The sequence below is a fragment of the Paenibacillus montaniterrae genome (assembly GCF_018403185.1).
Taxonomy (GTDB): domain Bacteria; phylum Bacillota; class Bacilli; order Paenibacillales; family Paenibacillaceae; genus Pristimantibacillus; species Pristimantibacillus montaniterrae.
In genome coordinates this window covers 221,336-228,882 of the sequence record NZ_BOSE01000010.1, presented here as the reverse complement: position 1 = coordinate 228,882, position 7,547 = coordinate 221,336, and the positions used below count along the sequence as shown (strand labels likewise).

At 46.1% G+C, this 7,547-nt stretch carries 8 protein-coding genes and 1 other RNA gene; all 9 read right to left on the bottom strand.

The genetic code is table 11. The annotated features are described in order from the left end of the window. Nucleotides 1–302: 302 nt before the first annotated feature. Complete coding sequence (locus tag KJS52_RS22300; RefSeq protein ID WP_213519499.1) at nt 303–566, bottom strand: pro-sigmaK processing inhibitor BofA family protein; 264 nt, start codon at nt 564–566, stop codon at nt 303–305. Then, nucleotides 563–853 carry a hypothetical protein gene (locus KJS52_RS22295; RefSeq protein ID WP_213519498.1) on the bottom strand — a complete coding sequence of 97 codons (291 nt, stop codon included), beginning with the start codon at nt 851–853 and terminating at the stop codon, nt 563–565. Before KJS52_RS22295 ends, KJS52_RS22300 begins: the two co-directional genes overlap by 4 nt. 213 nt (nt 854–1,066) lie before the next feature. Beyond that, nucleotides 1,067–1,666 (bottom strand): recombination mediator RecR, encoded by a 600-nt coding sequence (gene recR / locus KJS52_RS22290; RefSeq protein ID WP_213519497.1) that lies wholly within the window; start codon nt 1,664–1,666, stop codon nt 1,067–1,069. Nucleotides 1,667–1,727: 61 nt separating this feature from the next. Next, a complete protein-coding gene (locus tag KJS52_RS22285) occupies nt 1,728–2,039 on the bottom strand; it encodes a YbaB/EbfC family nucleoid-associated protein (RefSeq protein ID WP_213519496.1) in 312 nt (103 codons plus the stop codon). A 21-nt stretch (nt 2,040–2,060) separates the two neighbouring features. After that, nucleotides 2,061–3,803 carry a DNA polymerase III subunit gamma/tau gene (gene dnaX, locus KJS52_RS22280; protein WP_213519495.1) on the bottom strand — a complete coding sequence of 581 codons (1,743 nt, stop codon included), beginning with the start codon at nt 3,801–3,803 and terminating at the stop codon, nt 2,061–2,063. A 196-nt stretch (nt 3,804–3,999) separates the two neighbouring features. Then, nucleotides 4,000–4,267, bottom strand: an RNA gene (ffs, locus tag KJS52_RS22275) — signal recognition particle sRNA large type. A gap of 192 nt (nt 4,268–4,459) precedes the next feature. Further along, complete coding sequence (gene rpmE, locus KJS52_RS22270; protein ID WP_213519494.1) at nt 4,460–4,657, bottom strand: 50S ribosomal protein L31; 198 nt, start codon at nt 4,655–4,657, stop codon at nt 4,460–4,462. Nucleotides 4,658–4,763: 106 nt separating this feature from the next. Continuing rightward, entirely contained in the window at nt 4,764–6,020 is a 1,257-nt protein-coding gene (locus tag KJS52_RS22265) for a radical SAM family protein (RefSeq protein WP_213519493.1), read from the bottom strand. Nucleotides 6,021–6,128: 108 nt separating this feature from the next. Then, nucleotides 6,129–7,502, bottom strand: coding sequence for a transcription termination factor Rho (gene rho, locus KJS52_RS22260; protein ID WP_213519492.1), 1,374 nt, complete (start codon nt 7,500–7,502; stop codon nt 6,129–6,131). Between the last annotated feature and the right edge of the window lie 45 nt (nt 7,503–7,547).

Genomic DNA, 7,547 nt, shown 5'->3' with positions numbered 1-7,547 from the left:
CAATGTTGACCGACGGGGCGGCAACATTGATGGCAGTTCTTACTCGTTGTTCAGTTTTCAAGGATCAATTTCTTTTCCCTCGTCACCAGCAATCTCTCGCGGCGACAAGAAATAATATATCATAGGGCTCGCCCATTGCGCAACCCCCTTTTTAAACTTTTTTTATTTTTATTTAAAAAATGATTTCCAATGCAAAAGGTATCTCCAGAATGTCCACATTCCACAAAGGAATAGAAAGTCCTGGCGATACCTTTTTTATCTGCCTTATCCATGATTAGTTATACCCGCAACGGCTTGCTACGCTATACAATAAACTGCTGCACGCCAAGCAGCAAAGCTAGCCCGGGAACGCCAAGCACGGCAGCAGTCCCTATCGTAAGTGGATTAATTGGCAATGCGTAAGCCTGTGTAAACTCCAAATAATTCAATAAAAATAAGGCCGTCGCTGCAAATATCCAGTGAACAATTACTTTTTTCAAGCTAATGCGCGAGAGCGGCCGTCGCAGCAGAACGAACAACAATGCTAATGTAGAAGCTGCGAAAACAATGAGCCAAACCAGCTTCATATTACAAACCCCCGAATCTTTGTCCAGTCGACATCCATTGCTCTCGCTTTATTCAGCAGCATACGATAGCGCTGTTCTGCAGCAAGCTGTTTTAATATAGCCCACTCAACCTCGTCATTGCCTTTTGCATAATGAAACATTTGCTCTGTCGCCCTTTTATCAGCCAGCGCTTGCTTGATTTCCTGACGCAGCTTGTCCATTTCGCGTCTTTTCAGTATCGAATAGCTCCTATCTTCCGCTTTAACTCCTTGATCCCTATGCCATCTTCCCATTATGTCTCGCAACATCCGTAACGCCTCCTTGCATGAACTTTCTTGTTACATATGTATGTCCAAGCATGCAAATTAGAACAACAAATTGGTTTAGCAGGGCTTCGAGCCAGCAATATCCATCCGAGCTCAAAAAAAGGGTCCGCCTAGCTCACAAGCTAGACAGACCCTTTAACCTTATGCGACACGCAACATATTAATCACTTAATATTTAATGCCATTCATATGAAATTATAATAATTCACGTCTTCCTTCAAGCGCTTTGGATAAGGTGACTTCATCAGCATATTCCAAATCTCCCCCTACAGGCAGGCCATGGGCGATTCGCGTCACCTTTAAACCAAATGGTTTGACAAGTCGGGAAATGTACATAGCTGTCGCTTCGCCTTCAATATTGGGGTTCGTCGCTAAAATGAGCTCCTGAACAGTATCATCGCCCAGCCTCTTTAATAATTCAGCTATGCGAATCTGGTCAGGACCAATTCCTTCCATTGGAGAAATTGCCCCTTGCAGCACATGATAGTAGCCGTCAAATTCCTTTGTACGCTCCATTGCAATTAAATCCTTTGATTCCTGTACAACGCAAATCACTTCAGCATTTCTGCTTTTATCTTGACAAATGCGGCAAGGATCGGTATCCGTAATATTGCAGCATACAGAGCAGTAAAACAAATTGCGTTTGACGCTAACTAGCGCTTTGGCAAAATCAATAACCTCATCTTCCTTCATCCGCAGCACATGAAACGCAAGGCGTGCAGCTGTCTTAGGACCAATCCCAGGCAAACGAGTAAATGAATCAATCAATTTGGCAATAGGCTCTGGGTAATGCACGTTGTAGGTACAGCTCCTTTCGAATAGCTAGAGCTATCCTATCTATCCGCCATGTGGAATATTAGAACAAGCCTGGAATTTTCATACCGCCTGTGTATTTACCCATATCCGCATTGGCCAGCTCTTCTGCTTTGTTAATGGCATCATTAACAGCAGTAAGCACAAGATCCTGCAGCATTTCGATATCATCCGGATCTACTACCTCTGGCTTGATTTCAATGCTAAGCACTTTTTTATGTCCATTCGCTACGACGGTAACGACACCGCCACCCGCGCTGCCTTCAACTGTTTTTTGCTCCAGCTCTTCCTGTGCCTTAAGCATTTGCGCTTGCATCTTTTTAACTTGCTTCATCATTTGATTCATATTGTTCATTTTTCTTCACCTCATAAAAATTTATTCTTTGACAACAACTAGCTCCTCACCGAACAGCTTATATGCCTCTTCGATCCATTCAGGCTGATTATTGCCATTCTGATTATTGCCTATATTGGCTTCTGGCCCAGCAATATGCTCAGGCTCCAGCTCAAGCGACTCTACTGCCGGCTCTTGATTGCCGTCAACCGCTGCTTGCCAATCCTTCAGCATTACTGTGACCAATTGATACGGACGGTTCATTACTTCCGAGGCCACCTGCTCAATAATTTCACGATGAGAAGGGCGCTCGGTCATTTCGCGATGCATATCATTTTTGAAGGTAAGCAGCAGCTGTCCCTCAACAGCAGCAACCAGCTCACTGTCCTTCAGCCATGCCTGCACCGTTACTTTGCGATCCTTGACCCGCATCATAATGTCGCCCCACTTCATGCGGGCTTCTTGCGTCTCCTGCCCCTGCAGTGCTGAAATAAAGCGGTCCAGCTTAACTTTGGGACGATTGATTCCGCTTGCAGCAAAGCTTCGCCGCGGCGCTTGCCGCTCTTGCTGCTGCTGTGCCGGAGCAGCGACAATCCCTTGCTTTAACAGCTTGGCCAGTTGGCTCTCCAGCTGCTGCACCTGCTGACGAAGCTGAGCAATCTCCTCAGAGCCCGCTTCAGCAGCGCGCTGAGCACCACCATCACTTGAAGCACATAGCTTTAATAGCGCTACTTCGAGCAAGGTTTGCGGCTGTGCGGCATGCTTAAGCTCCTGCTGATAATGATTGAGAATTTCAATCATTCGAAACAGCTCGTCAGCCGAGTAAGCTGAAGCCATCGCGCGAAAGCGTTCAGCATCGACAATCCGTTCAGTCGCAGTATCTCCGCCATTTGCTAGCTTGAGCACTAACAAATCACGGAAATAATACATTAGGTTTTCCAGGCATTTGTCCGGGCTTTTGCCAGCCTGCATCAAGCTTTCTACAAGAGACAGCATTGAGGCGGCATTTTTATGCTGTATCGCCTCTGCCAGCTCGTAAAATTGCTCAGCAGCAATTCCGCCAGTGACATCAACTGCAGCTTCAAGGGTAATTTGCCGATTGGCGAAAGCCGAGGTTTGCTCCAGCAAGCTGATTGCATCACGCATTCCACCTTCAGACAGACGAGCAATATACGATAGAGCCTCGTCTGTCGCTTCAATGCCTTCCTCCTGGCAAATCTCGCGCAAACGAGCTACCTGCTCCTCTGTAGATACCTGCCTAAAATCAAAGCGCTGACAACGAGAGATAATCGTAGCAGGCAGCTTGTGCGGCTCGGTAGTTGCTAAAATAAAAATAACGTGTGCGGGCGGCTCCTCCAGCGTCTTCAGCAAAGCATTAAAAGCCTCCGCTGTGAGCATGTGAACCTCGTCAATAATGTATACCTTATACCGCACTTCTGTTGGCGCATAGCGTACCTTATCGCGAATATCTCTTATTTCATCAATACCACGGTTGGATGCTGCATCAATTTCTACTACATCCATAATATGTCCTTCAGTAATTCCAATGCAAGTTGCACATGCATTACATGGCTCAATCGCTGGACCGTGCATACAGTTTACAGCTTTAGCCAACACTTTGGCAGTCGTAGTTTTTCCAGTACCGCGAGGACCATTGAACAAATAAGCATGTGACACACGCTGTTCACGTATCGCATTTTGTAGCGTCTGTATAATATGCTGTTGTCCGACCATATCCTTGAACATCTGCGGACGCCAAGAACGATATAGAGCTATATGTGACACGTTACGATCTCCCTTGCTTCTGGTTCAATAGCGAATGCTATTGCGCCATTTTATTATACTACATGTTGTTAATGTACGCGAAGTGACATTTTCGATTAGTGCAATTTGGTTAAATAATAGCAAAATACCTGCCCAGACAAGCAGCGCTTGCACCCGGGCAGGTAGTATGAACTTTACTATGATCATTATGTAGGAACCGTGCACCTATCGTCGATAGAAACGATCCGAGCGACCTTCCTGCTGCATAGCTCGAGCAAGGCACTCCCTCGGCACATGAACTAACTTACTTATGGCTGCTTCCTTCCGGACCTGACCAGGTTCATAAGCGTCCATTGCGAAGGACCCCACTGTCAACACTACTTGCAGACGTCAAACCTCACATCGACAACACCTAAGATAGGAATTCAACCTCGCTATAGCGGATTGCGAGTTACAGGGCACCGCTACCTCCCCATCTAGCACGGCAAGAAACAGTATATTACAATATGACTAAAAGTGCAACCTTTCATCTGTTGTTACATATATTTGGCTAGCTTGAACCAGGATAAAAGCCCGCCAAATATGCTGGCTTGTCCAACAACAAAAAGCCTTTAGCTCATCATAGAGGACTAAAGGCTTTTTTATGTCGCCCGATTCAGGCACACTTACGAAATCTATTACATTCCGTATTTCTTTTTGAAACGATCTACACGGCCGCCCGCGTCTACAAACTTTTGCTTACCAGTGAAAAATGGATGACATGCGGAACAGATCTCTACACGAATGTTCTGTTTAACAGAACCTGTTTCGAACGTGTTGCCACAAGCGCAAGTAGCTGTAACGGCGTTGTATGTCGGATGAATACCTTGTTTCATCTCGTTCACCTCTTTCTGCCCTGGATCTCATGCGGACCAGAGTTATATGCACATAAAAATATATTAACAGAACGGTCATGCAATTGCAATGAAAAAGATGAGCCGCTTATTTCCTTCTAAACTGTGCTGGCGGTACATGGGAATAAGAGCCAATAACGACATCAGGCAGCTCCTCGCGGAAAATTTGCAGCATTTGCTTCATGCCATAAATTTCGCCTTGTGCCTTCGGAATAAGGCTGAGATAGCTCTCCGGATCAATATTCAAATTCCGCATCTGAATAAGCTTAAGCTTTGTTCGCTTGCAGAAATCAATCATCGCCTCCATCTCTTCCTCACGATCTGTAACACCCGGGAAGATCAAGTAGTTGATAGAGGTATAAACCCCTTGCTCCGCAGCATAAATAAGCGATTTTTCCACATTTTTCAGCGTATAGCCGCGCGGACGATAGTAAGCGTTATAATGCTCCTCGATTGCGCTAATGGTACTTACGCGCATTAAATCAAGGCCCGCATCGACGATTGCCCGAATAAAATCAGTCAAGCCTGCATTGGTATTAATATTAATATAGCCCATCTGAGTCTGACTGCGTACCTGCTTCATCGCTTCCACGATTATTTTAACCTGTGTGCTCGGCTCGCCCTCACAGCCTTGTCCAAAGCTGATAATCGAATCCGGATGCTTGAGATGCTCCAACATAACCTGGGCAACCTCCTCAACGCTTGGACGAAAGTTCATCCGCGTCTGGGGAGCCGGAAAGCCGCTATCATCCGGCTGCTCGGAAATGCAGCCAAAACAGCCCGCGTTGCAGGAATAGGATACGGGCACGCCGCCTTCCCAACGATTGAGAAAGGTATTGGAAGCCGTCAAGCATTCATACCCCAACGCACAGTTGGACAAATGCTGATACAGCCGATTTTCAGGATAAGTCGTAAGCAAGCGATCGACTTCCAGCTTCAGCTCCTGGCGATCGCAATTTTCGGGATCCCATTTCTCAGGATCATCGCATTGCTCTGCTGTGACATAAAACTGGTCATCCTTCCATACAACAGCTGTGTAGCCGAATAACGGAAGCTTCTCGTTCGGGTCGGATTTTACATACGCTGGCACATTCAAGCGAGTATAGCCTTGCGGCAGCAGCGCGCCGACAGCTTGCACATCATCCTCAACAACCTGCATCTCACCCGTCTCAGGGTCAAGCGCAATCGGCTTGCTGAAGGGCAGGCTTACCAGTGTAGCGCCATCCGGCAACGGAATCAGCTCATCCTCCATAATTTCAACGATCATATCACCGCTGCGAGCTAACCCGACATAATAGGGATGATCATATACATTTCCTTGCTTATCTGCATATACGAGATTCATGTTGCCCTCCTAAACATCCACCGCAAATATGCATGGCAGCGGCAGACGGCATTTAAACAACAACCATCAGAAGAGGCATGTCGGCATATGCCCGTTCGTTCAAAGCGACTACTTCGTTGAATGAGTCGATGATGTTGTTTTTGTTGTTGTTGTCGTTTTGCGTGCAGTCGTTGTAGTTGGCCGCTTCAAAGCCGTAGCATCTGTCTTTTTCAAGCTTTCTACTTTAGGGCCGTCAGAGGATACATCCAATGACATTAAAAACTGCTCGTTGTTTTCCGAGTCTCTCATCTTCTTCAAAAATTGATCGACAAACTCGAAGGAGTCGTTCATATTTTTACGAATCGCCCACACTTTATCCAGCTCTTCCTGGGTAAGCAGCATCTCCTCACGACGCGTGCCTGAACGACGAATATCGATTGCAGGGAATATACGGCGCTCCGCCAGCTTGCGATCCAAATGAAGCTCCATATTGCCCGTGCCTTTAAATTCCTCGTAAATGATATCGTCCATACGAGAGCCCGTCTCAATCAAGGCTGTTGCTAGAATCGTTAAGCTGCCGCCTTCCTCGACGTTGCGCGCCGAGCCGAAAAAGCGCTTCGGACGGTGAAACGCCGCTGGATCAATTCCACCGCTAAGCGTACGTCCAGATGGAGGCACATGCAGGTTGAACGCTCTTGCGAGCCTCGTAATACTATCAAGCAAAATAACGACATCCTTTTTATGCTCGACAAGACGAAGCGCTCGTTCAAGCACAAGTTCAGCTACCTTAATATGATTTTCAGGCAGCTCATCAAAGGTAGAAGCAACTACTTCACCTTTTACAGAACGCTGCATATCTGTAACTTCTTCTGGACGCTCGTCAATAAGCAATATAAAAAGCTCGATATCTGGATGGTTGGTTGAAATACTGTTGGCAATTTCTTTTAAGAGTAGTGTTTTACCTGCTTTTGGAGGAGCCACAATGAGTCCGCGCTGTCCGAGGCCTACAGGGGCAAGCAAATCCATAATCCGCGTGGAAAGATTACTCTTTTTCGTTTCCAGCACTAGCTTCTTCTCCGGATAGAGAGGTGTAAGCGCAGGGAAGTGCAACCGTTCTGCCGCGGTTTCCGGACTTTCACCGTTAACTGCATTTACTTGAAGCAATCCGTAATAGCGTTCAGATTCTTTAGGCAATCTGCATTTACCTGAAACCAGGTCGCCATTGCGCAAGTCAAACTTTTTAATTTGCGAGGCTGAAATATAAATATCTTCTTTACTTGGCAAGTAATTGATAGGACGCAAGAATCCATAGCCGTCTGGCAATACTTCCAGTATGCCTTCCATAAATAAAAAACCGCTCTTCTCTGCCTGAGCTCGAAGAATTGCAAAAATAAGTTCCTTTTTCTTTAATTGACCATAATAAGGAATCTGGTATTGTTTTGCGAGCTTATACAGCTCCGTCAACTTCATGTTCTCCAAATCCGCAATTTGAAGATCTGACATGCTCTCACCACTTTATAATAAAATATAAAACTTGTTACTGCTGTT

Excerpts from the sequence above, each read along its gene's own strand:
- KJS52_RS22300 (WP_213519499.1), bottom strand. The coding sequence starts at position 566 with ATGAAGCTGGTTTGGCTCATTGTTTTCGCAGCTTCTACATTAGCATTG.
- KJS52_RS22295 (WP_213519498.1), bottom strand. The coding sequence starts at position 853 with ATGTTGCGAGACATAATGGGAAGATGGCATAGGGATCAAGGAGTTAAA.
- KJS52_RS22285 (WP_213519496.1), bottom strand. The coding sequence starts at position 2,039 with ATGAACAATATGAATCAAATGATGAAGCAAGTTAAAAAGATGCAAGCG.
- rpmE (WP_213519494.1), bottom strand. The coding sequence starts at position 4,657 with ATGAAACAAGGTATTCATCCGACATACAACGCCGTTACAGCTACTTGC.
- KJS52_RS22265 (WP_213519493.1), bottom strand. The coding sequence starts at position 6,020 with ATGAATCTCGTATATGCAGATAAGCAAGGAAATGTATATGATCATCCC.
- rho (WP_213519492.1), bottom strand. The coding sequence starts at position 7,502 with ATGTCAGATCTTCAAATTGCGGATTTGGAGAACATGAAGTTGACGGAG.